The sequence below is a fragment of the Stutzerimonas chloritidismutans genome (assembly GCF_051486945.1).
Lineage (GTDB): Bacteria > Pseudomonadota > Gammaproteobacteria > Pseudomonadales > Pseudomonadaceae > Stutzerimonas > Stutzerimonas chloritidismutans_B.
Window position 1 is genome coordinate 299,283 of the sequence record NZ_JAHVDX010000001.1, and the last position, 16,424, is coordinate 315,706.

The following is a 16,424-nucleotide window of genomic DNA, read 5'->3' on the forward strand; positions in this document are numbered from 1 at the left end:
CCTTTTCCTTGACGTTAACGTGACTGTGCGGTTGTTGTCGGTTGGATCAGCGCGTACAGCCTAGCGGGCGCTGAAGGCGAACCCACGTTACAGCTGGACCGCCTTGATTCGCTCGACCGTTACAGGTTGGGAGGCGTCATGGGCCTGTACCCCCGTGCGTAGCTGCACCAAAAGGCGCGCTTTCCTTTTTTCCGCATTGCCGAGGTAGCGCTCCTTAACCGGGCCATAACCGCGCACGGCGTCTGGCAGTTGGGCCAGCTCGGTCGCAACGGCGAGGTTTGATGAGTCGAGCTCTGAAAGGACCTCGTCGAGTATTTGCTCGTACTCTCGAAGCCAGGCCAGTTCCGCCTTGCGCTCCTGGGTACGGGCAAAGGGGTCGACCCATGTGTTGCGGATGAATTTCATCTTGGCCAGCAGCCTGAACGCGCCAAGCATCCACGGGCCAAAGCTGCGCTTGGTGGGTTCGCCACCATGTTTGGCGTTGTTCATTACTGGCGGCGCCAAATGGAAGTTCAGCTTGTAGTCGCCCTCGAACGTGGTTTCGATCTTCTTCAGGAAGTCCCCGTTCGTGTATAGCCGCGCCACTTCGTACTCGTCCTTGATCGCTAGTACCTTGAAGTAGTTGTGCACAACCGCGGCGGTAAGCGGGCCGGTTTCGCCTGCGATGGCCTGTTCCGCCTCGCTGAAGCGATGCACGAGACCGCGATACCGCTCGGCATAGGCACTGTTCTGGTAGTTGGTAAGAAATGCCACGCGACGCGTGATGGCCTCGCCCAGGCTCTCGGATAACTGATGATCGGGCGCGACTACCTGGTTTTCCTTCAGCTTGGCTTCAACACGCGCCAAGTCGGTGGCGGCACGACGCCCCCAGGTGAAGGCGGCCTTATTGAAGGCCACGGCCGTGCCGTTCAGTTCGATGGCCTGCATCAGTGCCGCTTCGCCAACCGGTAGCCAACCTTTCTGCCAGGCGTAACCGAGCATGAAGGTGTTGGTGGCGATTGAATCACCCATCAGCTGAGTGGCGATGTCGCTCGCGTTGACGAATTCGGTGAGCTCTCCGGTCGCGTCGCGTATCTGCCTGATCATTTCCATGCTGCGGAACTGCGGGTCAGGGTGCTGCTCCAGATTGCCGGTCTGCGCCTGTTCGGAGAACGCCCGAATGAAGCTGCTCGTAATGCTTTCTTCGCAATTGACCAAGGCATTAGTCACGCCCTGGCGAACCTTGGACAGCGTTTCGGTAGTCGCGCTCACGACCAGATCACAGCCGATCAACAGATCCGCTTCGCCCTCGGCGATCCGCGGTGCATAGAGCATGTCCTGACTGGCAGCGATACGGATATGTGACCACACCGCGCCGCCTTTCTGGGCCATGCCGGCCATATCCAGGTTCAAGGCGCCCTTGCCCTCAAGAAAGGCCGCCGTTCCGATCAGCGCGCCGATGGTGACCACGCCAGTACCACCGACGCCGGTCAACAAGATGCTGTAGGGCTGATCCAGCGACGCCAGCGCAGGGCTTGGCAGGTTCCAGCTGTCGGAGGCGTCTTCGGCTAACGCTTGTGGCTTGCGCAGCTGACCACCTTCGACAGTGACGAAGCTGGGGCAGAAGCCACTCAGGCAACTGAAATCCTTATTGCAGGAGGACTGATCGATCTCGCGCTTGCGGCCGAACTCGGTTTCTACCGGCACCACTGACATACAGTTGGATTTGTTGCTGCAGTCGCCACAGCCTTCGCATACGGCTTCGTTGATCACCACGCGGCGAGCCGGGTCGGCGAACTTTCCGCGCTTACGGCGGCGGCGCTTCTCGGCGGCGCAGGTCTGGTCATAAATAATCGCCGACACACCTGGGATTTCGCGCAGTTCCTTCTGAACGTCTTCCATCAGCTCGCGGCCCTTCACCGCAACGCCGGGAGCCAGGTCGGTCACATCGCGGTATTTGTCAGCGTCCTCCGCCACAACTACGATTCGCTTCACACCCTCGGCAGCCAGCTGGCGAGAGATCTGCGGCACGCTCAGCCCCCCGTCGACGGGCTGGCCACCGGTCATGGCGACGGCATCGTTGTACAGAATCTTGTAGGTGATCGGCACGTTCGCAGCTATGGCCGCGCGAATTGCCAGGAGGCCCGAGTGGAAGTAGGTGCCGTCACCGAGGTTGGCAAACACGTGCTTGGTCGTCGTGAAGGGTGCCTGTCCAACCCAGGCCACGCCTTCGCCACCCATCTGGCTAAAGGTTTCGGTGCGCGGGTAGATCCAGGCGGCCATGTAATGGCAGCCGATGCCGGCCAGCGCACGGCTGCCTTCCGGCACTTTGGTGGACGTGTTATGCGGACAGCCCGAACAGTAATGCGGGACGCGCTCCATCAGGTTGGTCAAGTGCTGCTTGCCGGTCAGCTGGGCTTCCAGCACCGCCAGGCGTACCTGCAGCTCACCGCCTTGGTAACGCTTGAGAATACGGCGGGCGAGGGCGCGCGCAATTTGAGCGGGGGTAAGGTCCTTGGTGGCTGGCAACAGCCATTCCTTGTGCGGCATGGCCCATTCGCCCTTGTCGTCGAACTTGCCGACGACGCGCGGCCGTACGTCCTCGCGCCAGTTGTATAGTTCTTCCTTGAGCTGGTACTCGATCATGTGGCGCTTTTCTTCCACCACGATGATTTCTTCCAGCCCTTCGGCAAATTGCCGAACGCCCTCCGCTTCGAGCGGCCAGACCATGCCCACCTTGTAGACGCGCAGACCGATCTGATCGGCCATGGCTTCGTCGATGCCAAGGATTTTGAGCGCTTGGCATACATCTAGATAGGACTTGCCGGAAGTGATGATGCCGATCCGGGCGTTGCGCGCATCCAGCGTTACGCGATTGATCCCATTGACCCGCGCATAGGCGAGGGCGGCGTACAACTTATACTCCAGCAGGCGCTTCTCCTGCGCCAGCGGTGGGTCAGGCCAGCGGATGTTTACACCATCGTCGGGTAACTCGAAATCGGGAAGAATTGGCTGTACGCGGTTGATATCAAGATCAACGACCGCACCGCTTTCCACCGTGTCGGCGACAGCTTTCAGCGCCACCCAGCAACCCGAGTAACGCGACATAGCGAAGCCGTGCATGCCGTAATCGAGGTATTCCTGTACGCCAGAAGGTGCCAGCACCGGCATCATCACGGCTTTGAAGATGTGCTCGGTCTGATGCGGCAGTGAGGACGAGCTCGCGCTATGGTCGTCGCCAGCGATGGCCAGTACACCACCGAACCGGGACGTTCCTGCGGCATTGGCGTGGCGGAACACATCTCCGCAACGGTCGACTCCTGGACCCTTTCCGTACCAAATGCCGAACACGCCGTCGTATTTGGCGCCTTCAAACATGTTGACCTGCTGGGTGCCCCACAGCGACGTGGCAGCCAGATCCTCGTTGATGCCAGGCTGAAAGTGAACACCTTGAGCTTTCAGATGGTCACGAGCCTTCCACAATGCCTGATCGTAGGCGCCCAATGGCGAGCCGCGGTAGCCGGAGATAAAACCTGCAGTGTTCAGACCGCTGGCGCGATCGCGCTCTCGCTGCATCAGGGGCAAGCGTACTAGCGCCTGGACCCCTGTCATCAGGGATTTGCCACTGTGCTCGACGTACTTGTCGTCGAGGGACGGGGACGCGCTCATGCCTAACCTCCAGTCTTATTTAGCTCCAAGCTTGCGCGGAGTGGCGAAGCTGGTATTTGCGCTGGAGTTTAGGAATGGCAATAGGTATCGTAAATTTATAAAAACAGCATTCAGGTATCTGAAAATCAAATGTCTTCAATTGCAGACGTTTCAATGCGGCAGCTCCGCTACTTCGCAGCGGCCGCCGAAGCGGGTCAGTTTTCGCAGGCCGCTCTAAATGTCCATGTTTCGCAGTCGGCTATAACCACGGCGGTCTCCCAGCTGGAAAGTCAACTTAAGGTGAGGCTGTTTGATCGCCACCCCTACGGAGTCGACCTCACGGCCGAAGGGCATAAGTTCTACCAACACGTGCGGCATGTGCTCGACACGCTTCAAGACGCCTTGAGCGAGCCTGCTTTCCTTAGCCAGAACGTCGAGGGCTGTGTCCGAGTTGGCGCAACCTATACGGTACTTGGGTACTTTTTGCCGAATCTCTTGGCTCGCTTCAAACGCAGCTATCCCCAGGTCGAAATCGACCTTGTAGATATGCCGCGAGATAGCATCGAAGAGGGCGTCGAAAGCGGTGAGCTGGATCTTGGGCTTAGTATTCTTTCAAACTCTGATGGCACACGGCGTTTTGAGCGCCATGTTCTGATCCGCTCGCGCAGGCAGCTTTGGCTTTCGAGCGATCATCCCCTTTTAACGGTTGAAAGCGTCAGCCTGCAAGACATCGCTTCGCACGCATACATCATGCCTACCGTCGATGAGGGCGAGGCCTCATCCATGCGCTATTGGCAGAACGTTGGACTGACACCAAAGGTGGAGTTCAAGACTTCATCCATGGAAGCGCTGCGTGGCCTTGTAGCCCACGGATTTGGTGTGACCATTCTCTCGGACATGCTTTACAGGCCGTGGTCGCTGGAAGGGCGCAAGATTGAGATCCGCGCTATCTCCGATATCGTGCCGGTAATGGAGCTGGGGCTGATTTGGCCGCCCGATGCTCCGATCGAGCCAGCTGCCGAGGCGTTCCGCCAGTTTTTGATCTACACGAGCAGTACCTAATCCAGCAAGAAAACTGGCGATACATTTTGCTCGGTTGGTTTTCAAAGCAAGATCTTCTGAAAGTCCGAACCACCCTGATGCCATCAGCAGGCTTTTGAACGCGTGGTTAGAAATTCGATGAAACTAAGGCTGATGGCAGTCAAAAACTCTTCTGGCCTACTAACAATATTGAATTGACGGCTAGCCCAACCATCCAATAGTGGAATCCCTACCAGTCCGTGAGCTTCGTTGACAATAGTGTGGCTGATGGCATTCGCAGGAATCACAGCTACGCCCAAGTCAGCTTCCACCATGCGGCAGACAGCGTCAAAACTGGTTACGTGAACCCTGTAGTTGATCGGCTGGCGTGCGGCAAGCGCGGCTTGCTCCAGTGTTCGATAAAGAGGGCTGTCGCGGTGCAGCGCGATATGCCCGTATGCGAGTGTATCGGTAAATCGGATAGCCCGACGGTTTGCTAATGCGTGCCCCTGAGGGGCAAGCAGAACCAGATGGTCTTTGTGATAAGGATGCACAAGCAAACCTTTGTCGTGTGCTGACCCAAGCTCAGCGCCTATCCCAATGTCTGCTTGGCCAGTGAGCACTGCATCAATGGCCTCTTCGCTAGTCTTCTCTTGCAAGTCAATCGCTATTTCGGGGTGGTCCTGCCTGTATCCACTAAGGTCCTGCGGAAGGAATTGGATGATGCTCGAGCGGTTCGCGCTGATGCGCAGATGGCCGCGCTGACCGTTCGTGTAGCCCGACAACTCAGCGGCCATGATCGCAAGCTCATCCAAGACATGCCGGGCATGATTCAGCAGGGTGTTGCCGGCAGGCGTAGGCTCAATTCCTTTCTGGTGACGATAGAGAAGGGGCACGCCAACGGCATCTTCCAGTTCCGCTATACGCTTGCTGACGGCCGAGGGAACCATATTTTCCCGCTCCGCCGCGCGGGCGATGCTGCCTTCCTCACAGGCGGCAATGAACAGCTTGAGCGACGTCGGATCGAAGCGCCAAATGGTATTTGGTAGAAGGCTCATTTTTCGTCACGCCACCCTTGAATATTGGTCACTTCCATAGTCTGTCTCTCGTTTCCTACCATCGGCGGAGAAAGGAGATATCTCTATGAGTACAACAAAAATTAACTTTAATGGCCGCATTCTTTTTTTATCAAGCAGGCTGGACGCTCTGAAAGCGCAGCTTGACGGGAAGGACATCGAGCTCACCAATGCGTTGCCGTTGCGAGACAGCATTTCCACCGATGAGATCACACCCGTCGTCACGATGATGACGTATGACGCGCGCATGGGTGAGTTCCCCTATGTGGGCTTCGAGATCGAGGGGGCTCGCCCCATCGGCAACAACGCCGTGAAGAATGGAGGCTTTCAGGTCACGGTCGCTGGCAAGCGCTATGGAAAAGGCTCGTCTCGTGAGTCCAGTCCTCTCGCGGAGAAGTCCGCAGGAATCCGTCTGATCATTGCAGAGAGTTTCGAAAGAATATATCGGCAAAATTGCGACAACATTGGCATCTATACCTCGACAGATTTTTCTCTGATTGAGCGAATTCGCGCAGGCGAGTCGATCGAGTTAGAAGAGTTTCTGGTTGGTCGTGATGATGTAACGCAAGGCGTCATCCGGGCCGGCGGCCTGCTGGCATATAGCAAGCAGAGCCTGCCGCGTCAGCCGCAGAAAATATTCAATCCGCTGCAGCGCAAACGTCCGCAGACTCTCGTCGAAAAGATCATAGAGCGCCGCCGTGTGGCAGGCCCCGATACGGGCCCCGGCGGCGGTGGACTATTCCTCTCAGCCGACTGGCGCTTCAGTCATGATTACTTCACGGGCATGTGCGCCCACTTCATGCACGAAGCCTTTGGCCCGAGCGTCGAGCTTGCCCGGCCTCACGAGATTATCGCTTTTCAGGATCACCTGATTCTTGCCGAACAGAGCTATCCGCACGTCCGTGACAACCTGCTTGCAGCTGTGGGGGGGCTTGCATCAGCGCACGATGATTTCGTCAGACGGTATCCGGTCCTGTCTCATGGCGCTCTCAAAGGCCAGAGCGGATCAGAAGGCATCTGCCATGCTCTGATAACCGAGCAGTACGCGCTACCTGGACAAGTCGTTGTGGGTACGGATTCGCATACACCACATTCCGGCGCCTTGGGCTGTTTGGCTTTTGGCGCGGGCGCAACTGACATAGCAAACAGCTGGGCGACTGGCTTCATACGCTGCCGGATGCCAGAGACTATCAGGGTTGAGCTGGAGGGCCATCTACCGTTCGGGGTCACCGCGAAGGACATTGTTCTTGAGCTGCTTCGCACCGAACCGATTCGCCAGGGGCATGCGCTTGGTGCGGTTTTCGAGTACGCCGGACAAGCTGTGCGAGAGATGTCCATCGATGAGCGGGCCACGCTTACCAACATGGTAGCTGAGCTCGGCGGATTTACCGGGATCGTCGAACCCGATCAAAAGACCGTAGATTTCCTGCGGGAGCGACGCGGTGTCACCGTCGCGCTGGAGGGCTGGATGTACAGCGATGCGGAGGCCGATTACAAAGAACGCATCGTTATCGACTGCAACCGGCTCTCGCCAATGGTGGCTGCGCCCGGTGATCCCGGCAACGGCATAGCCCTGAGCGAGCTGAGCGAGAAGGTGCCAGTGGATATCGCTTACGGCGGCTCTTGTACTGCGGGCAAGCGTGAGGATTTCGACTGTTACCATGAGGTGCTCGCCTGGGGGCTGCGGAACGGTTTGCGACTAGCCGGCAATACCCGCCTTTATCTGCAGTTCGGAACGCTTGCAGTTCGTGATTACTGCGTTGATCGTGGCTACCTAGAGACTTTCGAAAGGTTGGGTGTGGAGCTAATCATGCCAGGATGTGGCGCTTGCGCGAATTGTGGTCCCGGTTCGTCGACACGCGCCGATGAGGTCACCGTCAGCGCCATTAATCGCAACTTCCCGGGGCGATCCGGACCGGGTCAGGTCTGGCTCGCAAGCCCATATACTGTAGCTTCGAGCGCGTTGCTTGGCAGATTGGCCAGTTTCGATGACTTGCGCGCGAGCGTTGGCACGGAGGCGCTCTGATGGTGGTTCGTACTGCAGATATTTGCGACAGCCATGAAACGCATCTATCCGAGGGCACGCTCCGAGTTTTGCCAGGCTGCTGGCTGAGTTTCGGAGGCCCAGAGTGTTTCTCTGGTCCTTTGGCCACTCTCCGCGCACATGGGTGCAATGGTGAGATTCGAGAAATGCTTGCTGAACCGGGGCGCGGCCGAGTGCTGCTTATCGACTCTGACGGTCACCCTGAGGCCCTGCTAGGAGGAAATCTTGCCCAGTTGGCGCAGCGTAACGGTTGGATGGGTGTCGTAGTTCACGGCAACGTTCGCGATGTGCATGAATTAGGGACCGTATCCATTGGCCTTAGAGCAGGCGGAACTTGGCCGGTACGCTCGCGAAACGATAGAGGTGGCGCTTCTAATATTGAGTTGAATATCAACGGCTGTTCTGCTCAGCCAGGCGAATGGCTCTATGCCGATGCTGATGGGGTCCTAATCAGCCAGTCCGAACTCGAGGCCTAAGTTCGGCCGAAACCTAATGTCCGGCGGCTGACGCTTGAGTCGACCGGCCGACCATTGAGGTCAATTTTGACGATGGCAAGGGTCAAATATCCTCACTTTTCCCAGCCTGAAGACGTTTTTTACTATGGAGCTGTACCTGAGGCCGCACGGCCGTTGTGTCCGGTACCAGCTAAGCCTGATTCCAAATATAAAAATGGTGACGACATGAATGCGATTCTGCGGACTCTCAAGCCCCGCCTTTCCCTGCATACTGCGCTCTCGGCGGCCGTCTTACTGGTGGCGGCGCAAGCTTCCTATGCCATCGAAAAGCAAACGCTACAGCTTGCTACGATCGAATCAACCAATACCCTTTGGTACAAGGTAGCCGATAAATTTGCCAAAACGGTAAATGAGCGAACTGAAGGGAAAGTGCGCATTGTCATTTCGCATTCCGGTACCACCGGCAGTGTTCGAGAAAGTCTCGAGGCCCTGCAGTTCGGCACAAACGACATTGTCCAGACGGTAATTGCCTCACTGGACCCATATTCACCGCTGGCCGCAATCGAATCCTATCCTTACTTGTTCAAGGATGCTGGGCATTTTCAGCGGGTCATGAACGGGCCGGTCGGCGAAGATTTGTACTCGGACCTCCGCTCGGCGACAGGCTTTCAACTGGTCGGCGCGGGATTTCGTGGAGCGCGAGAGCTGGCTTCCAAGCGTCCTATCGAATCGGTTGATGATCTGTCGGGCCTGAAGATTCGTGTGCCAGAAATCGAAATTTATCGCAAGACCTGGAGCATGTTAGGTGCCAGTCCGGTACCGATGGGCTCCAGCGAAGTTTATACAGGACTTCAGCAAGGCATTATCGACGCCGTAGAGAACCCGCTTGAAGCGCATATACGCTCGCGTTATTACGAAGCGGCGGACTATCTGGTGATGACCGGGCACGTTTATAGCGCTTATACCTTCATATTCGATAGCAAGCGTTTCGAAACTTTTTCGCCCGAGCTGCAGAAGATCCTGACCGAGGAAGGGGAGAAAGCTATGTCTTGGGGCAGCGAGGAAGCACTGCGTGAAGCCGACTCTTATGAAAAGACGTTGGTTGAGAAGGGTGTGAAAGTTATTCGTCCAAACCTCGCCGCTTTCCGGGCCAAGTTGGAACCTCTAAAGAATCAATTTCCTGATCTTGCACCATGGGTCGAACGAATCTCCGCAGCTGAGTGAGGCATTCAACCACGGCGGTGCGAAGTATGCCCTGCCGTTCCTCCATCGTTCCGGAGAAGAACAATGAATAAGGTAAATTCGTTCGCGGACCGGCTGGTCGGCCTGCTGGATTATTTATGTATGGCATTACTGCTTGTGATGCTCGTCGCGACAGGCTACCAAGTCTTCGCTCGGTACATATTGAATGCTCCCAACTTCTGGTCTGCTGAACTGTCCCGCTATCTCTTAGTTTGGCTAACGATGCTCGGTTCTGCTTCCCTGATGAAGGAGAAAGGAGGGCACATTACCGTTGACTATGTGATAGATCGTTTGCCACCACGTCTTTTGTCGGTGTGCCTTTTTGTACGGGACATGTTCACGTTATTGATGTGCGCATTGCTGGGCTATCACGGAGCGACCCTCGTGGAAATTGGTGGAAGAACAAGCTCTTCTGGACTAGGCGTTCCCATGAGCTATCCATATTTAGCTATTCCTGCAGGCGCCGTGATCATAGCGATAGTGCTGCTATTAGCGCGAAACGAGGAGTGCGTTAAACATCGTGTGACTGTGAAGGGGCCACGGTATGGACATTGAAATTATTCTCCTTCTTCTGACGCTGGCGTTGGTAGTGCTGGTTGCCATAGGTTTGCCTGTCGCTTACGCAATCATTTTAAGTTGCTCTGCTGTTGTCCTTTTCGAAGGCATCAATCCCGTGATTATCCCTCAGCGAATCTTTGCCGGTATGGACAGTTTTTCGCTTATGGCCATCCCGTTCTTTTTGCTGGCCGGTTCGCTTATGGTGGCGGGCGGTATAAGCCAACGTCTGATAGATCTGGCGAATGCTCTCGTGGGCCGTTTTACCGGAGGGCTTGCGATCAGTAACGTTTTTTCTTCGCTTCTGTTCGGTGGCGTATCTGGTTCAGCCGTGGCTGATACAAGCGCAATGGGACGGACATACATTCCGGCGATGGTCAAATCCGGTTATGACCTGAAATTCTCGATAGGTATTACAGCTGCTTCTTCGCCTATTTCCCCACTCATCCCCCCCTCGATCGCTTGGATTGTGTACGCATATATTACTGACCAATCCGTGGTTCGGATGTTTGTGGCCGGCGTGGTTCCCGGGCTTTTGTGGGCGCTGGCGTTGATGATCACAGCATATGTTATAGCTAGGCGGCGATGCTATCCGACGGCTTCAGCTGTTCCTATGCGCCAAGTATTTAATTACCTGATCAAAGCACTTCCAGCATTGATGATGCCTGTCTTGATTCTTGCAGGCATCCGTCTCGGCATATTTACGGTTACCGAGGCTTCCGTACTGGCGGTGCTCTATGCGCTATTGGTAAGTACGTTGATATACCGTGAGTTAACATTTTCATCATTAGTTGCGGCGGTACGCAGCAGCGTAAGAATGACCGCATCGGTGATGGTAATTTTGGCGGCGGCCTCGCTGTTCGCCTGGCTCCTTTCTTACAGCCAGGCGCCAACGCTAATGGCCGACTGGATCGGAAGAACCATTCATTCACCGTTGCTGTTCCTCTTGGTGCTGAATGTGATCCTCCTGTTTGTTGGCACATTTATGGAGGTTAATGCGGCGAAGGTTATGTTGTTGCCCGTACTGTTCCCGGTCGCCATGACGCTGGGAATCGATCCGGTGCACTTCGGCGTGATTGTTACGGTCAACCTCTGTCTGGGTTTGATTACGCCCCCGATTGGAATAGTTTTAGCGCTGGCCTCAAAAATTGGTGGCGTCAGTATTGAAGAAGGCACCCGCGGGGTATTTGTTTTCTTTCTGACAGGTTTGGTAGTCCTTGGCTTACTTACTTTCATTCCAGTTCTTTCCACCGGTCTGCCCGACCTGGTTTTAGGAGTATCTAACTAACCAGTTAACTGGTGGCATGGTTTTCTGCATATGGGTCGATGTTATCGACCGTCAGCTCCAGCTGTTTGATTGCAATAGCTGAGGCAGACCTAGCTTCCTTTCAATCCGTTGCAGTTGTGAGCGCAGTGTCCGAATAAGACTGGGTTCGACAGCTCGTTTGTTTGGCTTCTCAGATATATACGCCTGCTTTCGGGACTATGAAGGCGGGCAGCCGCGTCCCCGAGTGGGCTACCAACAATAAAAAAGGGTTGCATGACAATGACAACAAAAGCGTTTTTACCAATTACTGGTATTTTGCTGGCCTCATCCGTGGTGTTCATGCCGCCTGCCTTTGCCGACTTCGTCGGTGATGCGAAGGGCAGCCTGTCCACCCAGAACTACTATTTCAGTCGAGATTTTCGCGACGGCGTGGGCCAGAGCAAGCGTGAGGAATGGGCTCAGGGTTTCATTCTCAACCTCCAATCCGGCTATACCGAGGGCACAGTCGGCTTCGGCGTCGATGCCATGGGCATGCTCGGCGTCAAGCTCGATTCGAGCCCCGACCGCACCGGTACTGGTCTTCTGCCGAGAGGCGGCGACGGCCGTGCCGAAGACGAATACTCCAAACTGTCGCTGACCGCCAAGGCACGCATTGGGGAGACTGAGCTGTTTGTTGGCGGTCTTAGCCCCTCGCTTCCGTTGCTAGCTTCCAATAGCAGCCGGTTGTTCCCGCAAATCTGGACAGGCGCGCAGCTGACGTCGCGCGATCTGGACAAATTCACCTTCCATCTGGGTCAGGTAGGCGAGGTAAAACAGCGCGACTCGACCAATTCCGAAGACCTCACGACCATGTCGCAGATCGGGGCCTATTCCGGCTCTGCTACCAGCGACAGCTACACTTATGGCGGCGTCGACTTTGAACCGATGGCCAAGATGCAGCTCAGCCTGCATGCCAGTGAGCTGGAAGACTTCTACCAGCGCACGTTTATGGGCTTCAAGTATGCGGTACCGCTTAGCGAGGACTCGGCCGTCTTTACCGAGCTCCGTTACTTCACAGCCGAAGAAGCCGGAGCCGAACGGATCGGCGAAGTAGATAACCGGGTGATCAGCAGCCTGGTGGGCTATTCGCTTGGCGGGCACCGCATCAGCGGTGGCTACCAGAAAGTCTCAGGGGATACCGCCTATGCCTACGTTGGTGGAAGCGATACCTACCTGTTTAGTGAACAACAAGTCAGTACCTTCGCCCTGCAAAACGAGCGCGCCTGGCACGCCCGTTACGACTACAACTTCGCGGCGGTTGGCATTCCTGGTCTTACGTTCACGCTGCGTTACGTCAAGGGCGATAACGTCGACCCCGAAAATATCGCGACACCTGAGGCCGCTGCCCTGCGTGCAGCCGGTGAGGAAGGTCGTGAATGGGAGCGCACCACAGACATTACATATGTAGTCCAGAGCGGACCGCTAAAGGATGTCAGCATGCGCTGGAGAAACGCGACTAACCGTTCGACCTACGCGCGGGGAGCAGATGAAAATCGCGTGATGCTGAGTTACGCCATTAAATTTTGAGAGTGTTTACGGAGCGCCGTGATCCGGCGCTCCTCGACTGCTTCAGCCAACCGTTGTGATGATGTTATACGTACGAACACGAGCTAGGATAAAGTTCGAGAATCTGAAGTTCTTATTCTGCCGCCTGGCCTCTCGAATGGGCATCAGCGTGCCAGCGGTAAGCGTATGCAGCGCCAGCTGCAGGTGAGCCAATTCTTCCATCCTATGAAGCCTCACAGTTACTGAAATTACTGGCCGATGCGCACTTGTGGTTGTTTGCATCGGTGGGCGCTCGTTTTCCATATCACGTGCTACTTCCAATGCCCACTCGGTTCAAAGAAGGCTTCGCGTGAGCAGGTTTGGCTAGATCAACAAGGGTATGACAGGCAGCTCCTGGCCGAAAGCTGAACTCCACAGAGGCAGCTTCCGGCCCAGGCTGTGTAAAAACCTCAGCTGAAATTCAACGTGCGCGTTGCTTGGCGAAATCCCAGGAGCATGGCCGGGCTGGAGTGCTCAGAATTCGTTAGGAGACGCCGAGGTTGATCATAAAATGATCGGTGATCGGTGATCGGTGATCGGTGATCGGTGATCGGTGATCGGTGATCGGTGATCGGTGATCAAAATATCTGTCGCCAGCCGCTTATGATCATTGATTCTTACAGCCCTACCCTGCGGCTCGCAATGTAGCGATTTCGCTATTTCGCTTCCAACGCCGTGCGCATCCATTTCGGCAGTTTGCGGGCCAGCAATTTGACTAAGTCTTCACGTCTGAGTCCTTTTTTGATCGCTGTAATGCATTCCGGAGTTGAGCCGCCTTTACCGAGATAATACAGAGCACTTATAGCCACCCCCACCTCAGTCCCTGAATGCTGCATGACCATAGGGGCCGCATGTATCAGCCGGATCTCCGCTTTCCCTATGAATATTGAACGGCTGGCTCCGTTGGTGTAATAGATTGGGATGAGCGGCATCTGGGTGCTGAGCCCAAACTTCCTGACTGCATTGGCGCCATGGATTTGAAGAGACAAGCGCTTCTGCCTGGTAATCAGGCTAAGCAATTTCCAGGGATTGGGACGAGCCCTGGCAACGTAACGTCCAGGTTTCGGGCGCATATAAATCCCGCGATACACCCGTTCGAGCTCGCCTCGGTTGACCAGTCGAGCTATTGCTTTGGATACGGCGTTTTTCGTTCCAAACCCTCTGAAACGGCTGATGCTGAAAGGCTGCCCTTTAGGTAGGCGCTTGACCCGTTGCGCAATACGGACGGATACCGACTGGGCTTGATCAGTGCTGAGCATCGCAGCGTTCACGCCTAGAGCGTGAAGTCAAACGACGAGCTGAAGAGCGGCTGATGGAACGCAATCACCCTTCGCCAATATTCATCATCTTTCGCATCATTTACCAGGCACTCTTCGAGGCGCCCCAGCGAGAAAATCTGATCGGCGGACGGGTAGTGCCTAAGTAAGCTTTTCGCATAGCTACGAATGTCATCAGGTAGCTCGGTGTTACGAGAGAGCTCGCGAAGAAAGGCTTCGGTCTTGATGACACTCCGGGTTCTTTCATGTGGCAGGGTCAATGTGGCTACCTCCTCCTGATTCAGTTATTCCAGTCTACGAGACCAGTCGGGCAAGCCGCGCGCTTACCCCTAACCGGTCCGCGATTCGACGTGGTGGCTGGTGGATTTTCAACCCAACAATGGGTTCTTTCCCCAGTAGTTGTCTTTGCTGACCAGACCAAAATCTTCAGAAGCAAATGGCTGCTCATCATCGAACATGCCATTGACCATACGCTCCCGACGCAATCCACTCAGTACCCCGAAGAAGCAGGGCTCGCAGAGATGCACCCGATAGTGCTCTCCGTCATGCTGTGATCCATATCCCCATTGGGCTTCAAGCTTGCCGTATTGGAGGCCATAGCCGGGGGTAAGCGTTCCAGATAGGCACACGTCGCAGATCACATCCTCAACGACATCAACCAATGCCTGCGACTTAATCTCCATACGCACCTCATGATTACGTTCCACGCGGCACCGGCAGGTGATGGAGTCACGCAACCGGTATCATTTGATCAGCCTCGACTGGCTGAGCATCAAAAACAAGCCAGTAGCTGTTGCCGGTAATGCTGGGAAAAGCTGACCTGGTAAGCGGGCTCAATTGCAAAGCCACCCAGCGAAACGATGTTCGAAGCCTGCGACCCAATGCTCGGTTCCGCGCTACCCAACCCAGCACTGTCGATATCTTCGACATGCCCTAAAGCCCCCATTGGTTCAGGCCTAGAGTCTGGAGTGAAACTAGGTATCTGCACATCCCTCAAAACAGCCAAGTCATCCGGCAGGTCATCCGCAATCCGCTCCGCAAATCCCTGAAGCGTCGGCTCCGCCAGCATAAATAGCCATGCTTGGCCATCCAACTTACCTGTGCGTCGCAGTACCCGCCCCAGCACTTGCCGGTAATGCAGCTCGGTGCGGATACGGCTGAGATAGCAGCACACTTGCAGGCGGGGAATGTCAGTGCCTTCGCTGATCATTCCGACGGCTACAATCCAGCGGCAGGCGCTGCTCCGGAATGCATTGATAACCTGCTGCGCATCCGGGGTTTTGTTGGTCACGATGCGGCACTCTTCACCCATAGTTTCCAGAGCCAGTGCAACTTGCTGGGCGTGTTCGATGTCTGTGGCCACCACCAAACCAGCGGCATCAGGTTTAATCTGGCGTAGCTCGTTCAGCTTGCTGCAGCCAAGATCGAGGATTGGATTGATCACCTCGTCATGACGCAGCAGTTCCTCATAGGTGACAGGTGACTCCCCCAAAAGCTTGGCGATGCTGGGAAACAGCCTGACAGAGCTATCCGCACCAAGCTCTTCCGTAAGTTTCACCTTCTGATTGTCGAGCAACACAATGCGAGGTGATCGGCACACGCCGTCGGCAACGGCATCTTTCAAGCCATAACGGTAATCACAGATCAAATGCCCCTCGGGCGAAGAGTAGCGAGCCAATGCGATGGCCTTGTCGTCCGAACGCCAGGGCGTGCCAGACAGGGCCAACGTGAAGGCAGCCCGATCCTGTATCCGATGCAGTATCTGCTGCCCCCAGGCATTGCTGAGCAGCGGATCGTGGCCGGCGCAATGGTGGATCTCATCGAAGACCACGAACACCCGGTAGTCATCAAGAAGCTGCCAGAATCCCTCATCACGGTATTCCATAGCCTGATAGGTATAAGCCGCGCCCACGGCACCTATCTGGCCGTCGAGACGCCTGCCTAGCACAGCCGCAAAGGTCGAACGAAAACCCTCCACGACCTGGCAGGACGGCGCAAAGCACAGCACCAAATCGATTCTGTCCTGCTCAAGCAGTCGGCTGGCCAGTTCTGCAGCCATGCGCGTCTTTCCGGCTCCCGGCGTTGCCTGGCAGAAGAAGTGCGGCGTGACGGTGAAGTGCTCCAACGCCCTGGTGATGCAGCTGTTCTGCCAGCTCCGTAGCGAGCTGCTCATCGTGGTGCAGCGAGCGTTTTGAGGGTCTTTTCGATGGCGCGCAGATGCCCCAAGAGGCGAGAACTGCGATCCCTTGCTTCAAGGTAATCACCTTGTAGTGGTCT

The 16,424-nt window shown here is 55.8% G+C and carries 13 protein-coding genes; 7 read left to right on the forward strand and 6 right to left on the reverse strand.

The window, feature by feature from the left end:
• Nucleotides 1–87: 87 nt before the first annotated feature.
• On the reverse strand, nucleotides 88–3,648 hold the full coding sequence (locus KXR72_RS01240; RefSeq protein ID WP_437419320.1) for an indolepyruvate ferredoxin oxidoreductase family protein: 3,561 nt from the start codon (nucleotides 3,646–3,648) through the stop codon (nucleotides 88–90).
• Between the two features lie 129 nt (nucleotides 3,649–3,777).
• Here KXR72_RS01240 and KXR72_RS01245 point away from each other — a divergent pair, with 129 nt between their 5' ends.
• Complete coding sequence (locus KXR72_RS01245) at nucleotides 3,778–4,689, forward strand: LysR family transcriptional regulator (RefSeq protein WP_437419321.1); 912 nt, start codon at nucleotides 3,778–3,780, stop codon at nucleotides 4,687–4,689.
• An 83-nt stretch (nucleotides 4,690–4,772) separates the two neighbouring features.
• Here the strand turns inward: KXR72_RS01245 and KXR72_RS01250 are convergent, their stop codons facing one another.
• The gene (locus tag KXR72_RS01250) at nucleotides 4,773–5,705 is read right to left on the reverse strand and encodes a LysR family transcriptional regulator (RefSeq protein ID WP_437419322.1); all 933 of its coding nucleotides are present in this window, start codon (nucleotides 5,703–5,705) and stop codon (nucleotides 4,773–4,775) included.
• 85 nt (nucleotides 5,706–5,790) lie between these two features.
• Here KXR72_RS01250 and KXR72_RS01255 point away from each other — a divergent pair, with 85 nt between their 5' ends.
• The 6 genes from KXR72_RS01255 to KXR72_RS01280 all read left to right on the forward strand — a co-directional run bounded on the left by KXR72_RS01255 (nucleotide 5,791) and on the right by KXR72_RS01280 (nucleotide 12,852).
• Entirely contained in the window at nucleotides 5,791–7,749 is a 1,959-nt protein-coding gene (locus KXR72_RS01255; protein ID WP_437419323.1) for an aconitase family protein, read from the forward strand.
• On the forward strand, nucleotides 7,749–8,243 hold the full coding sequence (gene rraA, locus KXR72_RS01260) for a ribonuclease E activity regulator RraA (protein ID WP_437419324.1): 495 nt from the start codon (nucleotides 7,749–7,751) through the stop codon (nucleotides 8,241–8,243). Before KXR72_RS01255 ends, rraA begins: the two co-directional genes overlap by 1 nt.
• Nucleotides 8,244–8,447: 204 nt before the next feature.
• Nucleotides 8,448–9,446 (forward strand): TRAP transporter substrate-binding protein, encoded by a 999-nt coding sequence (locus KXR72_RS01265; RefSeq protein ID WP_437419325.1) that lies wholly within the window; start codon nucleotides 8,448–8,450, stop codon nucleotides 9,444–9,446.
• Between the two features lie 63 nt (nucleotides 9,447–9,509).
• Nucleotides 9,510–10,019, forward strand: coding sequence for a TRAP transporter small permease (locus KXR72_RS01270; RefSeq protein WP_437419326.1), 510 nt, complete (start codon nucleotides 9,510–9,512; stop codon nucleotides 10,017–10,019).
• Nucleotides 10,009–11,307 carry a TRAP transporter large permease gene (locus tag KXR72_RS01275; RefSeq protein WP_437419327.1) on the forward strand — a complete coding sequence of 433 codons (1,299 nt, stop codon included), beginning with the start codon at nucleotides 10,009–10,011 and terminating at the stop codon, nucleotides 11,305–11,307. Before KXR72_RS01270 ends, KXR72_RS01275 begins: the two co-directional genes overlap by 11 nt.
• A gap of 258 nt (nucleotides 11,308–11,565) precedes the next feature.
• Nucleotides 11,566–12,852, forward strand: coding sequence for an OprD family porin (locus KXR72_RS01280; protein ID WP_437420349.1), 1,287 nt, complete (start codon nucleotides 11,566–11,568; stop codon nucleotides 12,850–12,852).
• Between the two features lie 674 nt (nucleotides 12,853–13,526).
• Here KXR72_RS01280 and KXR72_RS01285 read toward each other — a convergent pair.
• The 4 genes from KXR72_RS01285 to KXR72_RS01300 form a co-directional block, all read right to left on the reverse strand.
• Complete coding sequence (locus tag KXR72_RS01285) at nucleotides 13,527–14,129, reverse strand: DUF6088 family protein (RefSeq protein WP_437419328.1); 603 nt, start codon at nucleotides 14,127–14,129, stop codon at nucleotides 13,527–13,529.
• A gap of 14 nt (nucleotides 14,130–14,143) precedes the next feature.
• Entirely contained in the window at nucleotides 14,144–14,407 is a 264-nt protein-coding gene (locus KXR72_RS01290; RefSeq protein ID WP_437419329.1) for a BPSL0761 family protein, read from the reverse strand.
• Between the two features lie 108 nt (nucleotides 14,408–14,515).
• Nucleotides 14,516–14,830 carry a hypothetical protein gene (locus tag KXR72_RS01295; RefSeq protein WP_437419330.1) on the reverse strand — a complete coding sequence of 105 codons (315 nt, stop codon included), beginning with the start codon at nucleotides 14,828–14,830 and terminating at the stop codon, nucleotides 14,516–14,518.
• An 89-nt stretch (nucleotides 14,831–14,919) separates the two neighbouring features.
• Nucleotides 14,920–16,320, reverse strand: a complete 1,401-nt coding sequence (locus tag KXR72_RS01300; protein WP_437419331.1) for a DEAD/DEAH box helicase — start codon at nucleotides 16,318–16,320, stop codon at nucleotides 14,920–14,922.
• Between the last annotated feature and the right edge of the window lie 104 nt (nucleotides 16,321–16,424).

What these genes read in the sequence shown, in the direction of transcription:
- KXR72_RS01270 (WP_437419326.1), top strand. Translation starts at nt 9,510, where the DNA reads ATGAATAAGGTAAATTCGTTCGCGGACCGGCTGGTCGGCCTGCTGGAT.
- rraA (WP_437419324.1), top strand. Translation starts at nt 7,749, where the DNA reads ATGGTGGTTCGTACTGCAGATATTTGCGACAGCCATGAAACGCATCTA.
- KXR72_RS01240 (WP_437419320.1), bottom strand. Translation starts at nt 3,648, where the DNA reads ATGAGCGCGTCCCCGTCCCTCGACGACAAGTACGTCGAGCACAGTGGC.
- KXR72_RS01295 (WP_437419330.1), bottom strand. Translation starts at nt 14,830, where the DNA reads ATGGAGATTAAGTCGCAGGCATTGGTTGATGTCGTTGAGGATGTGATC.
- KXR72_RS01285 (WP_437419328.1), bottom strand. Translation starts at nt 14,129, where the DNA reads ATGCTCAGCACTGATCAAGCCCAGTCGGTATCCGTCCGTATTGCGCAA.
- KXR72_RS01245 (WP_437419321.1), top strand. Translation starts at nt 3,778, where the DNA reads ATGTCTTCAATTGCAGACGTTTCAATGCGGCAGCTCCGCTACTTCGCA.
- KXR72_RS01250 (WP_437419322.1), bottom strand. Translation starts at nt 5,705, where the DNA reads ATGAGCCTTCTACCAAATACCATTTGGCGCTTCGATCCGACGTCGCTC.
- KXR72_RS01275 (WP_437419327.1), top strand. Translation starts at nt 10,009, where the DNA reads ATGGACATTGAAATTATTCTCCTTCTTCTGACGCTGGCGTTGGTAGTG.
- KXR72_RS01265 (WP_437419325.1), top strand. Translation starts at nt 8,448, where the DNA reads ATGAATGCGATTCTGCGGACTCTCAAGCCCCGCCTTTCCCTGCATACT.
- KXR72_RS01280 (WP_437420349.1), top strand. Translation starts at nt 11,566, where the DNA reads ATGACAACAAAAGCGTTTTTACCAATTACTGGTATTTTGCTGGCCTCA.
- KXR72_RS01255 (WP_437419323.1), top strand. Translation starts at nt 5,791, where the DNA reads ATGAGTACAACAAAAATTAACTTTAATGGCCGCATTCTTTTTTTATCA.
- KXR72_RS01300 (WP_437419331.1), bottom strand. Translation starts at nt 16,320, where the DNA reads ATGAGCAGCTCGCTACGGAGCTGGCAGAACAGCTGCATCACCAGGGCG.